A 19238-nucleotide genomic window follows, 5' to 3' on the forward strand; every position below is an offset into this window, starting at 1 on the left:
ACCAATTTACTGTAGGTATTTATGATATTATTGATGAAGCTGAATAGTTTATTAATTTTAGTTTGTTTTATTAGCACATTGGGTTGTGAAAGAAATATGTATGCTTCCTACTATGATAAACCAGCTAAAGAATGGAGTCAATACGCTAAGGAAATATCGAATGGGAAAATTAGTTCGTTGGATAATACTGTATTACTTGTTTTAACTACAAACGAGTGTTCCCCTTCTATTGATGAATTAAAAGAATGGAATAAATTTAAAAAATTAGGTAATGCTGTAAATGTAGAAATGATAATATTGGAAAAATACAGTACAACTGTAAAAGTGCTTCTTGAGCAAGAAAATATTAATTTGACAGCATATCAGGATTCGACCTACAAGATTCTAGAAAATGACCTTTTACCAGCAACACCTATGAAGGTGTATTTCGGGGAGAATGGAGAGGTTGAAAAATTGGGAAGAATAGGTGGAGATAGAGACCCAAACAAATTTATCGATAAACGCTAATAAGATCATGAGCTAATTGACAAGTGATCAAAGATCAATATCAAAATTGGTTCTTATAATTTTGAGCTTATTAACTACTCCTTCACCATCTCCTCAAAGTGCTCTTCGATCTTTTCCGGTGTTTGGGTGAATGTGCTAACGATCCAGGTGGAAAACAGGCCAAGAGTGAATCCGGGAATGAGCTCGTACATGTTGTCTTTCAACACCGGCACGAAATACCAGATGATGGTTACGAAAGTCCCGGTGAGTAATCCCGCAATGACCCCTGCTTTCGTCGTTTTTTTCCAGTACAGTGCCATAATGGAAGTCGGACCGATAGAAGCTCCCAATCCTGCCCAGGCAAACAGCACTAGCCAGAAGACGATGTTTTCAGCAACCAGGCCAAATATCAGAGACAGTATCACTAACATCACCACCACAATACGGCTGTAAAGCACGAGTTTCTTTTGCGAAAGCTCTTCGTCTTTTTTGAGGAGCTTGTCATATACATCCCGTACTACGCTGGAGGCAGCGACCAGAAGCTGGGAGTCGGCGGTGGACATAATGGCCGCAAATATAGAGGCGATCACCACTCCGAATAAAATGGGATGAAGCTGAGTTTGTGCGAGAAGCGGATATAGGTTTTCGGTATCACCACCGGGCAGCATGGAGACTTCCGGGAAATACGCACGACCAACCAATCCTATCATCACAGCTCCGCCCGCCATCAACACATTCCAGATAGTGCCGACTAAAGCGGCATATTTCAACTGTTTAGGATCGTCGATCGACATATATCGGGAGAGAATATGGGGATTTCCCGGAGAGCCCAATCCAATTCCCACAAATCCAATGAAAGCTCCAAAACCCAAAGCAAAAGGGTCGATGAAGCCAATTTCGTGCAGGGTTAGTTGTTCGGCCATTGCGCCCCATCCTCCTAAATTCCAGATGCCGATGATCGGCAAGAAAACTAAGGCAATGATCATGAAGAATGCCTGAATGGTATCAGTAAGGCTGACCGCCATAAATCCACCTAAGACGGTGTAAAGGAGAATGATAATGGCGGTTAATATGACTCCGGTTGTTTGGGTGATTCCAAAACTGGAAGCAAAAGCTTTTCCTCCGGCCACGAATTGTGAAGAAACATAACCCACCATAAAGATCAGGAAGATGATAACAAGAATAGCGCGAAGACTGCCTGTTTTATCGTCAAAGCGTTCGGCAAAGAAATCGGGGACGGTGATACAGTCATAGGTTTCAGTAAAGGTGCGAAGCCGTTTGGCATAGTACATGAACAGAAACCATTCCACCACAATATAGCCAACGGTAGCCCAAAGCGCGGAAGCACCTTGCGCATACGCCATGCCGGTCACTCCAAGTAAAAGCCAGGCACTTCGTCCGGATACTACAGCGGAGAGAGCAACCACCAGACGGTTCATTTTTCGCCCCCCAATAAAGAATTCGGAGATTCCCTCTGAAGAAAAGCGAGCCGAGTAGATGCCGATTCCAAAAAGAATCACTAAATATCCAATGAATGCAGCAAGCACGTAGCCGCTGCCGTCAATCGATATAGTATTTAGTTCATCCATGGGGAGAAATTCCAAAAATCAAACCCCAAATTCCAATACTGAATGTTGAAGCAGGAAAGAACTTGGTTCCGACGCGGAGCATACGGAACCAGTTTTTGGGGGTTGAATAAAGGAGCTTGCGATTTGATATCAAGGGAAAATGCCCATCTGCTCATACATGATTCCAATCTTATTTATGGCGCTTATAAAAGTGGCTGTACGAAGATCGTCTAAATCATGTTTATTTCGGATGTCCACCACCTCCTGATAGGAAGTGATCATGGTTTCTTCTAAGCCGGAGTCAACCAGATCATATTCCCCGGCTCCTTTTGCCAGGTTTTCAAGCTCAGCTTCAGTAAATTTACGATCCGAAATGTTTTCAATCACACCAAGAATTTTCTTAAAGCTGGTTTCATCAAATCGCTTACCCATACGGCCAAAACGAACGTGCTGTATATTTTTCAACCATTCAAAATATGAAACAACCACACCACCGGCGTTTAGGTAAGCATCAGGTATAACAAGTTTCCCGCTATTTTTAAGGATATCGTGTCCGTCTGCAGTAGTGGGTCCGTTAGCCGCCTCAGCTATAATTTTTGCTTTTACTTTATCGGCATTGTCGCCGGTAATTTGACTTTCTAAAGCCGCAGGAATCAGGATGTCACATTCGAGAAATAAAGCATCGTCCCGATTTTTCAGTTCCTTAGTATTTCTAAAACCGATAATGGTTCCGGTTTCCTTTCGGTATTCCATAAGGGCTTCAAGGTCGATGCCGTTTTCATCATAGATTGAGCCTTCGATTTCTGCAATACCTACCAGTTTCGCTCCTGCCTCAGTCATATATTTGGATGCATGATATCCTACATTACCAAGCCCCTGTACTACAAATGTTTTACCGTCAACCCCGGTGTTGAGCCCAATTTTGCCCATATCTTCTTTGATGTTGCAGGCCTCTCGAATTCCAAAATAAACTCCGCGTCCGGTGGCTTCGGTTCGTCCCCGAATACCGCCTTGCTGAATAGGCTTTCCGGTCACACAAGCCTCAGCATTTAAGTCATCTTTCATCTGCCGATAGGTATCGAGAATCCAACCCATTTCACGAGCACCTGTTCCATAATCCGGAGCCGGTACATCTACGCCGGGACCAATAAATCCTTTTTTGATCAGCTCGTAGGTGTATCGACGGGTAATTCGTTCAAGTTCAGTTTCTGAGTAATCTCGGGTGCTGATTTTGACACCACCTTTAGCTCCGCCAAAAGGCACATCTACAATGGCACATTTGTAAGACATCAAAGCAGCTAAAGCCATGGTTTCATCTTCATCTACTTTGTGGCTGAAACGGATTCCTCCTTTAGTTGGTGTTTTATGATGGCTGTGTTCTACCCGCCAGCCTTCTACAACCTCAATGGTTCCGTCGTCTCTCTGAACCGGAAAAGTAACGTGGTAAACGGTGTTACAGATTTTTATTTGAGCCAAGATCCCCTTGTCAAACCGGGTATATTTAGCTGCTTTATAAAAATTTTTGTTTACCTGTTCATAAAATTTATAAGTAGACATCTTGTGTAGCTCCTGTGCTTAATTTAGGCGTGTCTGATGGTCGCAATTATCTAACACAGAAACAAGCAAAAGGATGTATCATTCAGGGGGAGGAAGTGAAATGTGAAGATGATCTGCTGTACCCACATGCCGTATAGTACCAAAACCTAATATTTCGAGTGATTGCTGAAGTAAAAGATTACGAAACTCACTGCGGCCGATGGTTCTAAGATCAATGGCATGAACATATCCGTTTTCCTGGGTGAAATGGAGTGAACTCTGGTTTATCGGTAATCCCATGGCGGAATAATCCTCCGGAGGGCGTTTGATGTCTGTGATGACTAAATCTCCATCCGCTAAAGTAGTAGTGGCTACCGCAACACGCAGTACAGGGTGCAATGAACGGTACACCCGTTGTACTTGGTCACTTTTGGCGTGAACCGAAGAGAGATACATCACCCCATACAAACAGAAGGTCACAACCAGAGACCCAAATCCATAGAAACTAAACTTGAGCAGTCTTTTCTTATTCTTGGTTCTTCTGAAAAGTAAAAAGAGATAGATGGTTAGCAGGATAATTGCCGCCAGAATGCCACAGGATAAGGAAGTCCAGCCACCCAAAGAATAATTCAGGTTCAAATAAACGGAAGTACGGATTAGGATAAAAAAGGGAAGAAAGACTAAAACAGGGATTAAGAAAACCCATAACAGAATCTTGGATAAGAGGCTTCGGTTCTTTTTTTCTTTCACCGAGCCTGATGCAGATGAGCGGTCATTAATCTGATCCTGATTTAGATTCAGCAGCCAGTCGATATCTTTTTGAGAGACTTTTTCCATGTTGTATTTAACGAAAGGCTCTGGTTGTGGTTACAAGAAATTTTGAGTTCCAGAATATATTGTTTCAGAAAGAGGCAATAATAAACACGGTTGCAGTTGGTTAATGAATTGTACAAATTCCTTACATAATTAAAGAAAAGTAAGAATTATGGCTACGGCTACAATTACATCCAAAGGACAGGTAACCATTCCCAAAAAAATCAGGGATGAGTTGGGGCTGAAACCCGGGGATAAGGTTGATTTTGAAGTGAATGAAAAAGGAAAGCTTGAAGTATCTACTAAAACGCGTTCTATTATGGATACGGCCGGAATATTGTATAGACCGGGACAGAAGGCTGCTACTATTGAAGAGATGAACGAAGCAATCGGGGAAGCTATAAAGGAACGATATGAGCGCAGTTGATACAAATGTTTTGGTGCGTTTCCATGTAAGAGATGATGAAGAACAGTATCAAAAAGTAAAAGAACTTTTCAGTAGGGCAAGTAGCAAAAACCCAATTTTTATAAACTTTATTGTCCTGATTGAATGGGCTTGGGTGTTAAGCAATTATTATAAAGTTGAAGATCAAAAAATTGCTGCTTTGATTTCAACTATGTTAGAAAGCTCCGATTTTGAACTTGAAGACGAATCAATTGTTGCGAATTCACTTTCTCTTTTTGAGAAATCAAATGTTGGTTTTGCGGACTGCTTAATTAGTGAAGTGAATAAACATCATGATAGAAATCCCACTTTCACCTTCGACAAAAAAGCATCCAAGCTAAAAGGAATGAAGCTATTGGAGTGAAACTCTATCTCGCCTTAAAAAATGCTTTTACCTCATCAGCACTCTTCGCATTCAACACACGATCCTTCCCGTACTTCCCCTTTCGAGCTATGCTTATACCAATGGCAATATCATCGATACCGTCGATAGTATGGGCATCAGGGTTGATGGAAGTCATCATGCCCACTTCCCGTGCTTTATTGCCGAAACGCCAGTCGATATCAAGGCGGTGGGGATTGGCATTAATTTCTATAGCCGTATTGTGCTCTGCTGCTAATGCAACAAGCTCATTAAGATCCAGATCACTGCCATTGCGTTTTAGGAGCAATCTTCCGGTAGGGTGACCAAGAATCCGGGTATATGGGTTTTCGATGGCATTGCGCATCCGCTCCATCATTTGTTCCCGAGGCATATTTAAGGATTGATGGACACTGGCAATAACAAAATCAAATCCTTCTAAAATTTCATCTTCATAATCCAGCGAACCATCCGCAAGGATATCTGATTCGATTCCCTTAAAGATCACAAAGTTCTTGCCGGACTCTTTGAACTCCTCATTTAGATGATCGATTTCTTGCCACTGTTTTTTAATTTCCTCTACCGATAACCCACCGGCATAAGCAGCCGTTTTGGAGTGGTCGGTAATACCGAGGTACTCATAACCGCGTTCCATACACGCTTCAGCCATTTCCCGGATAGAATATTTTCCATCACTCCAGGTACTGTGGGCATGAATGACTCCCCGAATGTCATCTTCAGTAACAAGATCGAATGTCTCCTGATTTTCATAGATCTCAAATTCTCCGCGATCTTCCCGTAGTTCGGGGGGCACAAAGTGAAGGTCTAATTTCTCATAAATTTCTGACTCACTCGAAAATTCAACAGGGGCATCAAAATCAGTATCGCCTCCCTGATCCAGTTTAAAAAGTCCGTATTCATTGAGGGCCATCCCCCGTTCCCGGGCTCGCTGCCGCAAGGCCACGTTATGTTCCTTGCTTCCCGTGAAGTACATTAAAGCGGCCGGAAATTCATCAGCAGATACAATACGCAGATCTACCTGCCGACCCTCTTTAGTTCGTACAGAGCTTTTTGTTTCTCCTCTTCCGAGTACTTCAACTACACACTCATGATTGGTAAATACATCAAAAAGTGGCTCGATGTGTTCATCTTTTGCAGCAATAAGTATGTCAATATCACCAATGGTTTCCAATCCCCTTCGGTACGAACCTGCTACCTCGATCTGTTGTACACCTTCCTGCTCTTTGAGGCTTTCAAAAATAGTGGTCGCAATTTCCTGAACCTGATCCAACCGACAGCGTTCATCAAACTTCTCCATCCAGTCGATAGATTTTTTTATTTTCTCAGCTGATTTCTTCCCTAACCCTGAAAGCCCGGCTACTGATCCGTCGTCAATCTTTTCCTTCAATTCTTCAATAGTGCTGATGCCTAATTCCTTATGAATTTTATAGGCATTTTTTGGCCCAAGTCCGGAAATATTTAGCCAGTCAACAAGACCTTCAGGTACTTTTTCTTTGAACGCTTCCAGTACCGGCATTTTTCCGGTTTCATCTAAAGCATAAATGTCTTCAGCAATAGATTTACCGACTCCTTTTATATCTGTGAGGTTTTTGTCGCGGATATAGTCGCCGATGTTTTCTTGCAATCCCTCGATGGTCTGAGCAGCTTTATCGAATGCAATAACTTTAAATCGATTTTCTCCGGCCAGCTGCATTAGCTGAGAGACTTCTCGAAGTTTTTCGGCTATTTCCTGATTGGTATAGGGCATAGGGTAATTTTAAATGTTGATTTTAGGGGCGAGGTGTTAGGTTTTAGGTGTTAGTGTTATTTCTAAAACCTAAAACCTCATTTCTAACACCTACCTAAAAGCATCTTCAATGTGATTAAATTCTGGGGCTTCGTTGTTTTTTTGGACGATACCTATGATATCAAACCGCATCGGCGAGCCTTCCATTTTTCGCTCATACATCCAGGCTTCAGAGGCTTTAAATACATGTTTCACTTTTTCCTCGGATACATGTTCTATAGGATGTCCGAAATTAGTAGACGAGCGTAATTTTACTTCTACAAAAACAATTGCGGTGTCATCATAAGCGACAATATCTACTTCGGCATGTTCAAAGAAATAATTTCTTTCCAGGATTCTCCATCCTTTTGATTCCAGGTATGCGCAGGCCAGGTCTTCGCCTTCATTGCCAATTTCACGACGTGATTTCTTAGTCATTATCTGTTTTTCCTTTCAGAGACTCTTTTACCTCAACCAGCTTCACCAGTTGTTTTAAAAATTTCAAATTCTTCTTGGTGATGTATGGCAGCAACGCCCCGGTGAAGCGTTCAAACATTTCCAGGAACTCCATATAATTTTCTATGCGGACTTTAAACTCTTTGCTTTCCTCATCATTGAGTCCGCCGGACTCCAGGGTTTCTATACATTTGGCGAGATTTTCACGAATGGGTTCAATTTCACGCTGTTGCCGTTCCCTGATAATGGTAGAGACAATTTTCCAGACATCGGTTTCAGCACTGAAGTAGTCTTTACGGTCTCCTTTAAACTGAACTTTGTGGATGAGTTCCCAATCCAGCAGACGCCTCAGGTTCATATTGGCATTACCGCGACTGATATCCAGCGTATCCATGATGGTGTCGGTATCCAGGGGATTGGATTCAGCATATAGCAGTGCATGAATTTGGGACATGGTTTTATTAATGCCCCAAGCTGAGGCCATTTCACCCCAGAGAAGAACGAATTGATCCAAAGCCTCCTGATATGCCTTACTGTGTTCCATATAAGTCGGTTATTCGTTAATCGTTATTTGTGTATCTGACATAAGATACGAATAACGATTAACCATTAACGAGTTATGATTTTAATTCTTTGGAGATTCAGTATTGGCTTTGCCAGATTCATTTTCAGATGGTTCGCCAGGAGTTGAACTTGCTGATTTTCGTCCGCCGTTTTTATAGTCGGTGACATACCAACCATCACCCTTGTAAACAACGCCACCGCCACCGCTTATAATTCTTTTAACTTTTTGTCCGGTAGTGGGACAAGTTGTCAGCGCGTCTTCATTCATTTTCTGGACAACCTCAAAAGTAGTTCCGTCTTCTCTTTTATATTCGTATGTAGGCATAATCTCATGAATTTTTTTAGTAGATGTTTGACGAATAGATAATCATCAAATTTTGTGCCAATTTAGAAGGAAAGATACGCTAAAGCCTATTTATATCCATTCGATTATCAAATAAACGTACGATAGATATTGTTTTTTTCTCGGGTTGAATTTGATAAAAGATAGATGTCTGTTTAGAAAGTACAGATCGTCGAAGTTGAGGCTTAATTTCAGATGCTTTAAAAATTTTAGGATACTTCCCAATGATCTCAATTCTGTTGAATAGCTTTTCTTTAAAGTTCTGGATTTCTTTTTTTGTCCACTCCTTTTCCAGATAATCTAAAATTTGATCAAGATCTTGTAGCGATTTTTCAGACCATTTAATTTTGAAACTAAAACCCATATTTGGTTTTCACCTTTTCATGGTCTGTAACCCGGGATTCCCGAATGTCTTTTAATCCCTCTTCAATTTTACTTTTTTGGTTTTCAGAAAGGGTTTCCCAAAAGTCTTCATTATTCGCCGCCTGTTCAATAGAGTCATGAATGGCATTTATGAACTCACTGTCATTTGAATCAGTGATGTACTTGATGATGTTTAGTTTTTTTTCTTTTTGCTTAGTAGCCATAATTTTTGTGCTTTAAATAAATATGGACAAATCCAGGTACTTTATCAAAGTTGATTAGCTATTTAAATCAAACTAATACAGACTTTGACAAGAATAAAGCTCACTGAACATTATCTTCAGGATTTCAGTTATTTCAACCCAAATAAAACATCAAAGGAAATTTTAAAAGATATGATTGAAACCGGATCAAAAGCAGATTTTGACTTCACAGTTAAAGCCGTTCAAAACGGGGAAGAAAAAGAAATCAATTTTAAAGATTTACTGGATAAGCCCACGATCGTATCCGTATATATGAAAAACAATACCAGCGGTTGCGATCGCCAAACCAAAAATTTAGCCGAGCATGCCGGATGGTTTACAGATAAGGGCTACAACTTGGTGGCCATCAGTAAAGATACTTGCGGTTCTCACAAAAGATACGCGGAGAAACAAGGCATCGACTTTACTTTAGTTTCTGATCCGGATTATAAATTTGCTGAAGCCACCGATTCCATCGTACAAAAAAAGATGTTTGGTAACGAATATGAAGCGCCTTCACGTTCGGCCTTTGTTATTGATACAGATGGTACTATTTTGGGGACTATCGAAAAAGTGAATACCAAAGACCACGCCGGAGAGTTAAAAGAGCTGGTCGAACAATTGAATTAATATCTTATTTATTACATGAAAAGTCTCGTCATTGTAGAGTCACCTACAAAAACAAAAACAATTAAAAAATATCTTCCTAAAGGCTATACGGTGGATTCATCTATGGGTCACATTCGTGATTTACCTTCGTCGGCTAAGGAAATTCCAGCCAAGTACAAAAAAGAGAGTTGGTCGAATTTGGGCATTAATGTAGATGATCGATTTGATCCGCTATATGTGATTCCATCTTCCAAAAAGAAAGTGGTTTCTAAGCTCAAAAAGTTATTGAAGGATGCTGATGAACTCATTTTGGCTACTGATGAAGATCGTGAGGGCGAGGCTATTTCATGGCACCTTAAGGAAATTCTAAAGCCTAAAATTCCAGTGAAGCGAATGGCGTTTCGGGAAATTACCAAAGAAGCCGTTTTGGATGCCCTGGAAAATACCCGCGATATTGATATGAACTTGGTGCATGCCCAGGAAACGCGTCGAATTTTGGATCGGCTGGCCGGTTATACTGTGTCACCGTTACTTTGGAAGAAAATTTCTCCGGGTCTTTCTGCAGGTAGAGTTCAGTCTGTAGCCGTGGAGTTTTTAGTAGAGCGGGAACGCGAACGAATGAAATTCAAAAGTGCGACGTATTATGATTTAAAAGCACAGCTTCATAAAGATGGCGATGATTATAAGGATTATAAGTTTGATGCTGACCTGACCCATCTGAATGAAAAACGCCTTGCCACCGGTAAAGACTTTGATGAAAACACCGGCAAGCTGAAGAAGCCCAAGTCAGTCGTTCTGTTGGATGAGAACAAAGCAAGCTCACTCGTTGATGATCTTAAGGAAGCAAAATGGTCAGTCATCAATGTGGATGTTAAAACACAGAAGCGAAATCCGGCGCCTCCGTTTATTACTTCAACCCTGCAACAGGAAGCCAACCGTAAGTTTGGGTTTTCCGCCCGCGATACGATGAGTGTTGCTCAGAAATTATACGAAAAAGGTTTTATTACCTATATGCGTACCGATTCAACCCGGCTTTCAGGACAGGCCATTGGCGCTGCGCGAGATTCCGTTACCGAAGAATATGGTGATGATTATTTGTTTGAACGCGTTCGCAACTACAGTAAAAAAGGAAAAGGTGCACAGGAAGCACACGAAGCTATTCGTCCCTCAGGTTCCCGATTTGTGAAACCGGATAAAGCCGGATTAAGTGGTCGTGAGTTTAAATTGTATGACTTGATCTGGAAGCGCACCATTGCTACCCAGATGGCAGAAGCTGAACTGGAATTTACGAATGTTACAATTCGTGCTTCGCACAATGGAACCGATGCTGATTTCCGAGCCGGCGGTAAGAAGATTTTATTTCCCGGTTACTTCCGTGCTTATGTGGAAGGTAGTGACGACCCTGAAGCAGCACTTGAAAATCAAGAGAACTACTTGCCTGCAATGAACGAAGGTGACACAACAGGCTTGGATGATTTGAATTTTGTAAGTCACGAAACCAAACCTCCGGCACGTTTCACGGAGGCTACTTTGGTTAAGGAATTAGAGAAAAGAGGAGTAGGACGACCAAGTACCTATGCTTCCATTATCAGTACCATTCAGGATCGGGGATATGCAAAAAGTGCAGGTAAAACCTTGGTACCTACTTTTACAGCTTTTGCGGTTTCATCGTTATTAGAAAATCACTTCCCGGAATTAGTGGACAGTAAATTTACCTCTGAACTGGAAGATAAACTGGATGGTGTAGCTGAAGGAACACAAGATCCTGTAAAATATCTCGAGGATTATTATAATGGCGAAAATGGCCTGAAAGCTAAAGTAGATCGGCAGGAAGATAAAATTGATCCAAAAGAAGCCAAATTGCTGGACTTACCTCTCGATAACCTGGACGGAATTAAAGTAGCGGTAGGGAGATTTGGCCCTTATGCTCGTGTTCAGCGAAATGGAGAAGAGGTTACTACTTCTCTCCCCAATGATATGGATCCAAGCGACCTGACGGCCGAAAAACTGGAAGAGCTGATAAAGATGTCGGAAGAAGAGGATAAGCCAATTGGCCATGACCCGGAGACTGATGAACCCATCTTTTTACTGTCCGGAAGGTACGGGCCGTATGTGCAGCGCGGTGAAGTGACGGAGGACAACAAAAAGCCGAAGCGAGTTTCATTATTGAAGGGAATGGAGCCAAAAGACGTGGACTTTGATCTGGCCCTGCAATTACTTGAACTCCCCAGAAAATTGGGTGAACATCCTGAGGACGGAAAAGTGGTACGAGCCGGAGTTGGACGTTATGGTCCGTATGTGGTACATGATGGTAAGTTTAAATCCATCCCGAAATCAGACAGTGTGCTTGACATCGAGCTTGATCGTGCCGTTGAGTTATTGGCTCAGAAAAAGAAATCGACCAGGGGCAGTAATGAAATTAAAGACCTTGGGAAACATCCTGAAACAGAGAAACAAGTGCGGGTTATGACCGGCCGATATGGACCGTATATAAAGCACGGTAAAAAGAATATCAGTTTACCAAAAGGTGAGGCGCCAGAGGATTTTACAATGGATAAAGCTGTAGATCTAATTAAGGAAAAAGGATAATAACAAGTAGATGTTCAACCTTGGTTGAAGGCACGATATATTAAAAAGGTGTTTGATATTGTCTGCTAAAATTCCGGTTGTAAGTGCCTTTAAAAAATTTTTTGTAGATTTATATTTACTACTGTCAACATTATTAAGACAGCGCAAAGGTGCCATGCAAATTAGAAGCGATTTTTACTTCAAGTATCCGCCCAACATCCATGAGCTGGATTTGGCTACGATGGTAAACATGTATCGCAGTCGGGGTGAACCGCGTAAAGCCCCTCCGGGAGAATATGTTGCATGTGCTGAAAGCGGACATCTGCTGAAAGAAGCAAAATGGTGGTTCGGGAAGTACTATTCCCAAAAAACCTGGGACGAAATGCTTACCAAAGGTAGCGAAGGTTTTCCCCTAACCGACGTAGAGCTGAACGTACTTGGCATGGTGTATATAAGTGAAGATGAACCCCCGCATCGGGAATATGTAGAAAAACATTCCGGAGTTACCGAAAAATTAGCGTACCTGATCGTCAATGATCTCCGCAGTTTTGGTTTTTTGGATGAAGATGACAGTGGATTTCTGCGAATCGCCCCTAGGGGAGAAAAAGGCCTACATGGAATAGCCCGCCGTATATATGAAAAGCGTTTTATGCCGGAAATGCTCCGAACGTTTACCCCATCCGACGAGCCCCAAATTGAACAAGCTAAAAAAGAAGACGAAGAGCAAACCAGTCTTTTTTAGAACCTGCCGATACAATTCTTGCTCATAAATCCTGATTGGTTATATTCCAAAGGCATATCAACTAATTCGGAAAAATTATGAAAAGGACATTCGGATATTTTTTAACCATACTTCTCTCAGTAACACTAACGGCAGAAATTTTTGGACAGGGCACACAGCTTCTCCGTGAACCAACCATCTCTGAAAACAGCATCGTTTTTGTTCACACCAATGATCTTTGGAAAGTGGATAAATCAGGTGGCGATGCCATTCGCATGACTTCCAATATCGGGGGTGAATCCAATCCTCACTTTTCTCCGGATGGCAGCATGATTGCTTTCACCGGACAGTATGATGGAAATACGGATGTGTATGTGATTCCCGCAGAAGGCGGTTCTCCTGAGCGGCTAACCTGGCATCCATCCACGGATGAAGTAACCGGTTGGACTCCTGAGGGTGAAGTGCTTTTCCGTTCAACCCGTACGGCTCATCCCACAAAATTTAACCGTATTTGGAAAGTAGCTACCGATGGTGGTATGCCGGAGCCTTTACTTGTTGAACGGGCAGCACGCGGTGAAATGTCGGAAGGCGGACAATACCTGGCTTATAATCCCATCACCTTTTGGGACTCGGAATGGAGAAATTACAGAGGCGGTCAGGCACAGCCTATCTGGATAGTGAACCTCGAAAATTATGAGTTAACTCAAACACCCCGAACCGATAATGAACGTCACACCGATCCGGTTTGGCATGATGGTTCAGTGTTCTATTTATCCGAAAGAGATTTTGCGACCAATATCTGGTCTTTCAATCCTGAAACAGGAGAAGAACAGCAATGGACCATGCATGCTGATTTTGATGTAAAAAGCCTGGATGCCGGTTTTGGTATGATTGTGTACGAACAAGGGGGTTATCTTCACTTGTTAGATCCTGAAACAGGGGATACCGAACAGCTCGAAATTCATGTAGCAGGTGATATGAATTGGGGACGACCACGCTGGGAAGAACCAAGCGCGTACAGCCTAACCAATGCAGCCATTTCACCTACCGGAAAAAGAGCAGTCTTTCAATTTCGGGGTGAAGTCATCACGGTTCCTAAAGAAGACGGGACGTGGAGAAACCTAACTAATTCCTCAGGTAGTGCAGAGCGATATCCGATATGGTCGCCGGATGGAAGTCAGGTTGCATGGTTTTCAGATCAAAGCGGGGAATACACGCTGATGATTGGAGATCAATATGGGCTTGAAGATCCGAAGATGATCGAACTTCCAAACCCAACCTACTATTTCCGCCCGGATTGGTCTCCTGATGGCGAATACATTGCTTATACGGATACCGATTACAATCTTTGGTATGTGAATGTAGAATCCGGGGAAGCTGAAAAAGTAGATACGGATGGATACGCCCATCCCAACAGAACCATGAATCCGGTTTGGTCGCCTGATAGCAAGTGGATTGCTTATGTGAAATTATTGGATAATCAGTTTAAGGCCGTCCATGTTCATAATGTGGAATCAGGGGAAACACATCAGCTGACCGATGGGATGTCGGATGCCATCACCCCGGTTTGGAGTGAAGAGGGCAAGTATCTCTATTTCGTTGCAAGTACCAACTATGGACTAAACACCGGCTGGCTGGATATGAGTTCGTACAACATGCCGGTTACCCGGGCTTTATATATGATTGTACTGAATGACGATGATCCTTCCCCACTGCTCCCCAAAAGTGATGATGAAGAAACAGGTGAAGCCGAAGAAGAAAGTGAAGAATCAGAAGAAAGTGCTGATACCGAGGTAGTTATTGATATGGACGGTATTGCCATGAGAACGCTGGCGGTTGATATCCCCGAGCGCAATTACACCGGATTAATGCCGGGTCCGGGCGGTGATGTTTTTTATACCGAATCAGTTCCCAATGAAGGAACAAGACTGCACAAGTATGATCTGAATGCCCGGGAAGGAAGTCTGTTTATGCCGAACTTCAGCGATGGGGTAGTTTCTCAAGATCGCAAGACGATGTTATACCGAAGCGGTGGCACCTGGGGCATGGTGGATACGGGAACCGGCGAGAAAAGTCCTGGTACCGGCGCGATCAGTATTTCTGGAATACAAGTGAAAGTGGATCCACAGAAAGAGTTCCACCAAATATTTAGAGATGGCTGGCGCTTTATGAGGGACTTTCTTTATGTCGATAACATGCATGGTGCTCCCTGGCAAGATGTTTATGAATGGTATGCTCCGTGGGTTGATCATGCCAAGCATCGCACAGATCTGAACTATGTGCTGGATATTATGAGCGGTGAGGTTGCCGTTGGACACTCCTACGTAGGCGGCGGAGACTTCCCTGACCTGGAGGATGTTCAAGCCGGACTGTTAGGAGCTGATATCTCGCTGCAAAACGGAGCCTATCGCATCGATAAGATTTACACAGGTGAAAGCTGGAACCCTGATTTGAGAGCTCCACTTTCAGGTCCCGGCATTGATGTGAATGAAGGGGATTATATTTTAGCAGTGAACGGGGAAGAGATCTCTCCGGATGAGAATTTCTACACCCATTTTGAAGGAACCGTAAACCGACAAATTCAGCTATTGGTCAATGATGAGCCCAATACGGAAGGCGCCCGATTAGTGACGGTGGTACCAATATCCAGTGAAGGCGGATTGCGAACGCGCGACTGGGTAGAAGGAAATCGTCGCATGGTTGACGAAATGTCGGACGGTCAGCTTGGCTATGTTTGGGTTCCAAATACGGGGACCGGGGGCTACGAATATTTCAACCGCTACTATTTTGCTCAGCAGGATAAAAAGGGAGCTGTGATTGACGAGCGAAATAATGGCGGAGGCTCGGCAGCCGATTATATGGTAGATATCATGGCGCGCGAACTGCACGGATTCTTCAACAGCAAAGCCGGAGATCGGAAGCCGTTTACTACGCCCGGCGCAGGAATCTGGGGACCAAAAGTGATGGTGATTAACGAACGTGCCGGTTCCGGTGGAGACTTGCTCCCATTTCTATTCCGCAAGATGGAAATTGGTCCGTTGGTAGGAGCCAAAACCTGGGGCGGATTGGTTGGAACCTGGGATACTCCTCCATTCATTGACGGCGGATATTTTGTAGCACCGCGCGGTGGTTTCTATAACCTGGATGGCGAATGGGATGTAGAAGGCGAAGGTGTTGCTCCCGATATCGAAGTGATGCAAACGCCTAAAGAAGTCATCGACGGCCATGACCCACAACTTGAATCCGCAGTTGAGGAAGCATTGAGGTTATTGCAGAATTATGATGACCCAATTGTGCCAACACCGGAGGATCCGGTTCGCTGGAAACGGCCTGATTATTGGGATAATTAATTTAGTGATCCGAAAGAGACCCTGCGAGCGTCCATAGACCTCGCAGCGTTCGGACCACAACGCTCGTAGGACCTACCGGACGCTACGAGGTTGTTCCCATTGCAACAATCGAGAAATTTTTACTCAATCTTCGTCCATAATTAAGGCGGAGGTTTTTTATTTCAGTTTGATTTGCTACTAACCTGAGTTCGATTATAAAAATCAAGAAGTTGTCATCCTGAGCGCTTAAAATTTGTTACTAAAAATAGTTGCTTAACGCGAAGGATCTCAAATCCTCAAATACCTGAGATACTATTGTTCTTTTGTCCCGAGCTCTGGATCGCGTTAAACATCGGAAGTATTTGAAAATTATGGTGCACTCAGAGTGACAACTCTAGCTATTTTTAAATCAATATAAATCGAACTCAGGTTATTAAATCTTTTAGTTCATAAGCAATAATCCTGATCATCCTCAAATTCTGAGAATCAAGGCTCAAAAGGAAATTGTATGATAAGTCCCAAACCCACCCATCACCCCGCTCTCCTTGATTCAAACAAACTTCCCCAATTAGAATGAGCGGAAAGATGGATTAAAATGGGTCCCCGGAAACAAATGGAAAGCCTTTATCAACGGAAATCATCTTGGGTAAACTATGAATGGTTAAAAGATTGGGTACGTACTAAGATGTATAGTGTCGAGACTAATATTAAGGCGAAAGGTTTAATATCAACCTCGGAGTAGTCTAACGATTCTTTAACTTACCCAGCCATCTTCGGCTCAGCGAGCCGAGGTACGTTGTTTTATAGCATTATCAAATAGGTGATTTTGGCGACCGCAGCCTGACTGTTCATGATTAAATCTTTGCGGGGGTCGAAAAGGGTTTCGTTATCGCCGGTGAGGTGATAGGAGGTGTTGAAGACTAAGAAGAGGTCGCTGCCGGGAGTATGGATCCAGTTGATGCGGATGTTGGCTTGTAAGTTTCTGGAAAAATTATCGTATTGAATGAGTGCTTTGGCAAATAGTTTGCGGCTAACAGCTCCAAGAATAGAGGTTGAGACGGTAGTTGCATCAAATTCACCATTAGCAATCGGGAGATCAATTAATGAATGATTGATTCTACCTTCTATGTGCAAGTGTTTAGATTGCCTGAATCCAATGCTTCCATTGAAATCGATCCTGTTACCATTAAAAAATTCACCCATATCAGTTGAAACCGTCCCAAAAAGCCGTTGACTTTCATCCGTTCTGATATCTATCCCAAATCGATTAAAGGTATAATCCCCGGCCGGAATTATAGCATCTGAACGAATTGAAAATGGAGAGAAAAGTCGTTCAAAGTCACGATCAGCAGACATGGTTACACTTTGACGCCGACTGAATTCAGCCCTTACGGAACCCGACCACTGTGTTGTTTGCTTAACACCGTCTTGTCCTTCAAAATAATCATAGGAAGTGCTGAATTGAAATCTTCTGAGCCCTGATAAAGCATTAATATCTACAGTAGGTTTATAGGCAAGATTTCCCGTATAGTGTCGCATATTTTGTCTCCTGACAAATCCAAGATCCGGCGCATAGTTTTTACCAACACTGGTAAATGAACTTCCGGCTGAGTACAACTCGTTTTCAAACTGTAGGCTTGCATGTCCTGCGGCATCATCAAATGTTTCATCATCATCCCAAACTTTTGTGAACCAGGCATTGAACTCACTGGAGCTCCAGAATCGGTACTTAGTGTCAAAACCAAGGGCACGGTTATAACCATTTACTTCTTCTACATTTGTGATAATAGAGCCAACAGTGGCACGTGGAAAAATATTGGTTCGTATGCGAGCAACCGTATTGTTTGTGGATTGACTTCCAAAGGCCTGCTTCATCTTATCGCCGGTTTCGATATTTAAGGCTCCTATAGAAAATCGCCCCACTTGTCCCGTCATTCGGGCCCCGGTAAGAATTTGATCGGTCAACCCAATTCTTCTGGAGAAAAAAGTTTGGGTAGATCGGTTATTTCCGTGTTCAAAAAGTCCGGCTCGCTCAAGGAAAAACTCCCGTTTCTCAGGAAAGAATAAACTGAAGCGAGACAGATTTAGCTGAACGTTATCTGATTCAACTTGGGCAAAATCGGTATTCACCGTCATGTCGAGAGTGAGGTTGGAAGTGATGCCCCATTTAAAGTCCCCACCGATATCGTAGGTATAATCTATATCGGTATTTTCATTTTGAAGGTCAGGGCGAATCTCCTGTGCACCGGATATCAGGTAAGGCTTGATCTCAATATTGTTCCCGCGGCGAATATTCTTGATCCCTGTTACGGTACCGTATTGAGAAGCCGCTGCCAATACTCCAAAACTTCCACCATATTCCATCCCGATAGCCGGCCAAAGAACCCGCTCATTTTTGCGGTTGATCATACGGGAAAGCATAAGGCCGAATTCTAATTCTTCTCCTTCCGGGAAACGTAATTGCCTGAAGGGAATAGATACTTCGAGCGTCCAGCCCTCATCATCAATCTTGGTTTCACTTACAAAAACAGCATTCCATGAAAAACTATCGTATGTGATCTTTTCATCCGTAATCAATGCATCATCTTGGGTCCCTAAGGCGTTCATCTCAAATAGATAAGCATTTCTGCCTTCTTTAAATGTGTCGATGCCGATGTAGGCGTGATCATCTCTGTTATTACGTCCACCACGCTCAAGGTTTTTGGCACGGATCAATTCCGGGTTATCGTCATAAAATCGAAAGGCGAAATAGAGGTTATCCCGGTCGTAGGCGATACGTACTTCGGTGTCTTCGGTAGCAGGAGATCCGTCATCAGGCCAAACTTGCGTAAAAGTAGTTATCGGGGAGATACCTTTCCATATCTCATCATCTAATTCCCCATCTATGAAAGGAGCTGTTTCGGTAAAAACGGCGGTAACTTCAAAAGCAGAGGGAGGTGTTACATGGTCTGTATTTTGTGCTGCAGCTATAGAGCAAATACATGAAAGAAATAAAAACAGGAAAGTAAGTAAAAGGCTTTTCATCAATAAGTTAGCATGTTGAACTTG

Annotated in this window: 17 protein-coding genes; 7 read left to right on the forward strand and 10 right to left on the reverse strand. The window is 42.9% G+C overall.

Annotated features, from left to right (window positions below):
- The first annotated feature begins 96 nt into the window (after positions 1–96).
- Positions 97–507, forward strand: coding sequence for a hypothetical protein (locus tag RI561_RS08465; protein ID WP_395079798.1), 411 nt, complete (start codon positions 97–99; stop codon positions 505–507).
- 74 nt (positions 508–581) lie between these two features.
- Here RI561_RS08465 and RI561_RS08470 read toward each other — a convergent pair whose 3' ends face one another.
- The 3 genes from RI561_RS08470 to RI561_RS08480 all read right to left on the reverse strand — a co-directional run bounded on the left by RI561_RS08470 (position 582) and on the right by RI561_RS08480 (position 4427).
- Positions 582–2075, reverse strand: a complete 1494-nt coding sequence (locus RI561_RS08470; RefSeq protein WP_395079799.1) for a sodium/proline symporter — start codon at positions 2073–2075, stop codon at positions 582–584.
- 129 nt (positions 2076–2204) lie between these two features.
- The gene (locus RI561_RS08475; RefSeq protein WP_395079800.1) at positions 2205–3611 is read right to left on the reverse strand and encodes a Glu/Leu/Phe/Val dehydrogenase; all 1407 of its coding nucleotides are present in this window, start codon (positions 3609–3611) and stop codon (positions 2205–2207) included.
- Positions 3612–3689: 78 nt separating this feature from the next.
- The gene (locus RI561_RS08480) at positions 3690–4427 is read right to left on the reverse strand and encodes a hypothetical protein (RefSeq protein WP_395079801.1); all 738 of its coding nucleotides are present in this window, start codon (positions 4425–4427) and stop codon (positions 3690–3692) included.
- Positions 4428–4575: 148 nt separating this feature from the next.
- Here RI561_RS08480 and RI561_RS08485 point away from each other — a divergent pair, with 148 nt between their 5' ends.
- Positions 4576–4830: an AbrB/MazE/SpoVT family DNA-binding domain-containing protein gene (locus RI561_RS08485; RefSeq protein ID WP_395079802.1), complete on the forward strand. Its 255-nt coding sequence runs from the start codon at positions 4576–4578 to the stop codon at positions 4828–4830.
- Positions 4817–5212: a PIN domain-containing protein gene (locus tag RI561_RS08490; protein ID WP_395079803.1), complete on the forward strand. Its 396-nt coding sequence runs from the start codon at positions 4817–4819 to the stop codon at positions 5210–5212. The genes RI561_RS08485 and RI561_RS08490 overlap by 14 nt, the downstream gene beginning before the upstream one ends.
- A gap of 4 nt (positions 5213–5216) precedes the next feature.
- Here RI561_RS08490 and polX read toward each other — a convergent pair whose 3' ends face one another.
- The 6 genes from polX to RI561_RS08520 all read right to left on the reverse strand — a co-directional run bounded on the left by polX (position 5217) and on the right by RI561_RS08520 (position 8945).
- Positions 5217–6977, reverse strand: a complete 1761-nt coding sequence (gene polX / locus RI561_RS08495) for a DNA polymerase/3'-5' exonuclease PolX (RefSeq protein ID WP_395079804.1) — start codon at positions 6975–6977, stop codon at positions 5217–5219.
- Positions 6978–7067: 90 nt separating this feature from the next.
- Positions 7068–7433 carry a YraN family protein gene (locus RI561_RS08500; protein ID WP_395079805.1) on the reverse strand — a complete coding sequence of 122 codons (366 nt, stop codon included), beginning with the start codon at positions 7431–7433 and terminating at the stop codon, positions 7068–7070.
- Positions 7426–7995 carry a GbsR/MarR family transcriptional regulator gene (locus RI561_RS08505; protein ID WP_395079806.1) on the reverse strand — a complete coding sequence of 190 codons (570 nt, stop codon included), beginning with the start codon at positions 7993–7995 and terminating at the stop codon, positions 7426–7428. Before RI561_RS08505 ends, RI561_RS08500 begins: the two co-directional genes overlap by 8 nt.
- An 81-nt stretch (positions 7996–8076) precedes the next feature.
- Entirely contained in the window at positions 8077–8340 is a 264-nt protein-coding gene (locus RI561_RS08510) for an FmdB family zinc ribbon protein (protein ID WP_395079807.1), read from the reverse strand.
- A gap of 79 nt (positions 8341–8419) precedes the next feature.
- Positions 8420–8722: a type II toxin-antitoxin system RelE/ParE family toxin gene (locus RI561_RS08515; protein WP_395079808.1), complete on the reverse strand. Its 303-nt coding sequence runs from the start codon at positions 8720–8722 to the stop codon at positions 8420–8422.
- Complete coding sequence (locus RI561_RS08520) at positions 8712–8945, reverse strand: hypothetical protein (protein WP_395079809.1); 234 nt, start codon at positions 8943–8945, stop codon at positions 8712–8714. The genes RI561_RS08515 and RI561_RS08520 overlap by 11 nt, the downstream gene beginning before the upstream one ends.
- A gap of 84 nt (positions 8946–9029) precedes the next feature.
- Here RI561_RS08520 and RI561_RS08525 point away from each other — a divergent pair, with 84 nt between their 5' ends.
- The 4 genes from RI561_RS08525 (at position 9030) to RI561_RS08540 (ending at position 16211) form a co-directional block, all read left to right on the forward strand.
- Complete coding sequence (locus RI561_RS08525; RefSeq protein ID WP_395079810.1) at positions 9030–9593, forward strand: peroxiredoxin; 564 nt, start codon at positions 9030–9032, stop codon at positions 9591–9593.
- Positions 9594–9608: 15 nt separating this feature from the next.
- Complete coding sequence (gene topA, locus RI561_RS08530; RefSeq protein WP_395079811.1) at positions 9609–12161, forward strand: type I DNA topoisomerase; 2553 nt, start codon at positions 9609–9611, stop codon at positions 12159–12161.
- Between the two features lie 58 nt (positions 12162–12219).
- Positions 12220–12882: a hypothetical protein gene (locus tag RI561_RS08535; protein ID WP_395079812.1), complete on the forward strand. Its 663-nt coding sequence runs from the start codon at positions 12220–12222 to the stop codon at positions 12880–12882.
- A gap of 77 nt (positions 12883–12959) precedes the next feature.
- A complete protein-coding gene (locus RI561_RS08540; protein ID WP_395079813.1) occupies positions 12960–16211 on the forward strand; it encodes a PDZ domain-containing protein in 3252 nt (1083 codons plus the stop codon).
- Between the two features lie 780 nt (positions 16212–16991).
- Here RI561_RS08540 and RI561_RS08545 read toward each other — a convergent pair.
- Positions 16992–19214, reverse strand: a complete 2223-nt coding sequence (locus RI561_RS08545; protein ID WP_395079814.1) for a DUF5916 domain-containing protein — start codon at positions 19212–19214, stop codon at positions 16992–16994.
- Positions 19215–19238: the final 24 nt, after the last annotated feature.

This window comes from Gracilimonas sp. (assembly GCF_031581265.1).
In the GTDB taxonomy this organism is placed as follows: Bacteria; Bacteroidota; Rhodothermia; order Balneolales; family Balneolaceae; genus Gracilimonas.

What these genes read in the sequence shown, in the direction of transcription:
- RI561_RS08475 (WP_395079800.1), bottom strand. Translation starts at nt 3,611, where the DNA reads ATGTCTACTTATAAATTTTATGAACAGGTAAACAAAAATTTTTATAAA.
- RI561_RS08490 (WP_395079803.1), top strand. Translation starts at nt 4,817, where the DNA reads ATGAGCGCAGTTGATACAAATGTTTTGGTGCGTTTCCATGTAAGAGAT.
- RI561_RS08465 (WP_395079798.1), top strand. Translation starts at nt 97, where the DNA reads ATGTATGCTTCCTACTATGATAAACCAGCTAAAGAATGGAGTCAATAC.
- polX (WP_395079804.1), bottom strand. Translation starts at nt 6,977, where the DNA reads ATGCCCTATACCAATCAGGAAATAGCCGAAAAACTTCGAGAAGTCTCT.
- RI561_RS08545 (WP_395079814.1), bottom strand. Translation starts at nt 19,214, where the DNA reads ATGAAAAGCCTTTTACTTACTTTCCTGTTTTTATTTCTTTCATGTATT.
- RI561_RS08500 (WP_395079805.1), bottom strand. Translation starts at nt 7,433, where the DNA reads ATGACTAAGAAATCACGTCGTGAAATTGGCAATGAAGGCGAAGACCTG.
- RI561_RS08520 (WP_395079809.1), bottom strand. Translation starts at nt 8,945, where the DNA reads ATGGCTACTAAGCAAAAAGAAAAAAAACTAAACATCATCAAGTACATC.
- RI561_RS08515 (WP_395079808.1), bottom strand. Translation starts at nt 8,722, where the DNA reads ATGGGTTTTAGTTTCAAAATTAAATGGTCTGAAAAATCGCTACAAGAT.
- RI561_RS08480 (WP_395079801.1), bottom strand. Translation starts at nt 4,427, where the DNA reads ATGGAAAAAGTCTCTCAAAAAGATATCGACTGGCTGCTGAATCTAAAT.
- RI561_RS08540 (WP_395079813.1), top strand. Translation starts at nt 12,960, where the DNA reads ATGAAAAGGACATTCGGATATTTTTTAACCATACTTCTCTCAGTAACA.
- RI561_RS08505 (WP_395079806.1), bottom strand. Translation starts at nt 7,995, where the DNA reads ATGGAACACAGTAAGGCATATCAGGAGGCTTTGGATCAATTCGTTCTT.
- RI561_RS08510 (WP_395079807.1), bottom strand. Translation starts at nt 8,340, where the DNA reads ATGCCTACATACGAATATAAAAGAGAAGACGGAACTACTTTTGAGGTT.
- RI561_RS08470 (WP_395079799.1), bottom strand. Translation starts at nt 2,075, where the DNA reads ATGGATGAACTAAATACTATATCGATTGACGGCAGCGGCTACGTGCTT.
- RI561_RS08485 (WP_395079802.1), top strand. Translation starts at nt 4,576, where the DNA reads ATGGCTACGGCTACAATTACATCCAAAGGACAGGTAACCATTCCCAAA.
- topA (WP_395079811.1), top strand. Translation starts at nt 9,609, where the DNA reads ATGAAAAGTCTCGTCATTGTAGAGTCACCTACAAAAACAAAAACAATT.